1 pseudogene is annotated in these 1634 nt (G+C 71.5%); it reads left to right on the top strand.

Features of this window, described 5'->3' with window-relative positions:
* Window positions 1-1634: pseudogene (locus tag GA0115259_RS40870) on the top strand (AfsR family transcriptional regulator); the annotation flags it as partial.

Here is a 1634-nt window from a genome sequence, read left to right on the forward strand (position 1 = left end):
CAGAACCGTACTGCCACGCCAGCAGACCTTGCGCGCCGTGGTCGACTGGTCCTGGGACCTCCTCACCACCCCGGAACGCGCGGTACTCCGCCGTCTGTCCGTCTTCACCGGCGGCTGCGCACTGGCAGCCGCGGAACACGTCTGCGCGGACGCCGTCCCGCGGGCGCACGCCGCTCCCACCGTCTCCTCCCGTGATGTCGCCGGGATTCTCGGCTCTCTCATCGACAAGTCCCTTGTTGTCGCCGCGCCCTCGTCCGACGGCGATATGCGTTACCGGCTGCTGGAGACCGTCGCCGAGTATGCCGCCGAGCGGCTCGATCAGGCCCGGGAGCGGGCGGAGGCCGAGCGGCGGCACCTCGTTCACTACCGGGAACTCGCCCGCGTCACCGATCCTCTGCTGCGCGGTCACGGTCAGCGCGCCGGGATGGCCCTGTTGCAGCTGGAGTACGAGAATCTGCGCACCGCGCTCCGCCGCGCCCACGCCGCGCGCGATGAGCACGAGTTGCTCTGTCTCGTCCTCTCCCTCGGCTGGTTCTGGCAGATGCTCGATCTGCGGGCCGATGCCCGGCAGTGGTCGCGGGCCGCCGCGGACCTCGGGCCCGATCCGTTCGCGCCGCCTGTCGTGCCCGCACCGTCGATCCCGCAGCGCTGTACGGACACGCCACCGCCCATGACCGCCGAACTCCTCCAGGAGGCCAGACGCGAGGTACGGCTGATCGGAGTGGTCAGCATGGACCACGAGGCCGAGGACTGGACCAGTCCCGAACGCCTCGACTGGCTGAGCCGCGTCACCGCCGTCTACGGCACCGGTCTGCCGCAGACCTGCCGCTTCCCGGGAACTCTGGCTGTCTTCGCCGTCATGCTCACCGGTGATCCGGAGCGGTTGCGCATGGTCCTTGACGAGACCATACGGACCTGCGAGGAGTTCGGTTACGAGTGGGAGCTGGCCGGCACACTCCATCTGCGGGCCAATGTCCTCGCCAACCGCAGCGCCTGGGCGGGCGACGCGAGCCGTGACGCCGACCGCAGCCTGGCGATCTACGACCGGCTCGGCGACACGTGGGGCGCCGCGGAGGCGCTCTCGGCCCGGGGCGAGGCCAGGGACAAGCGCGGTGAGTACGCACTCGCCGCCGAGGACTACACGGCCGCCATCCGCCATGCCGAGGGCCTCGGCGCACAGAGCCAGGTCGCCCTGCTGCGCTCCCGGCTCGCGCAGACCATGCTGGAGATGGGCCAGGGCGAGGAGGGCGAACGCATCCTCCGTGACGTACTCGCCCTGGGCCCGGAGGTGGCGCACGAGGTGATGCCGGCCGCCCGGCTCTTTCTCGCGATGTGGCTCGGCCGTACCGGACGCCTGGCGGAGGCACGGAAGGAACTGGAGCTGCTCCTCGATGTGTTCCACTCCGGCACCCTGGCCATCTTCGAAGGCTTTGTGAAGGGCGCCCTCGCCTGGCTGGACTGCGCCGAAGGCCGCTGGGCCGAGGCGCTGGCGGCATCCCAGGAGGCCGTGGAGACCGCGCTCTCGCCGCTCTCGCAGATGATCGCGCCCGAGATGGCCGCGGTCCATATGCTCACCGCCGCCTGGGCCCTGGCCGGTCCGGTCGGCCCCGGCCCCGGCGCCGACGGCCGCCCGG

The organism is Streptomyces sp. MnatMP-M17 (assembly GCF_900091995.1).
GTDB lineage: Bacteria > Actinomycetota > Actinomycetes > Streptomycetales > Streptomycetaceae > Streptomyces.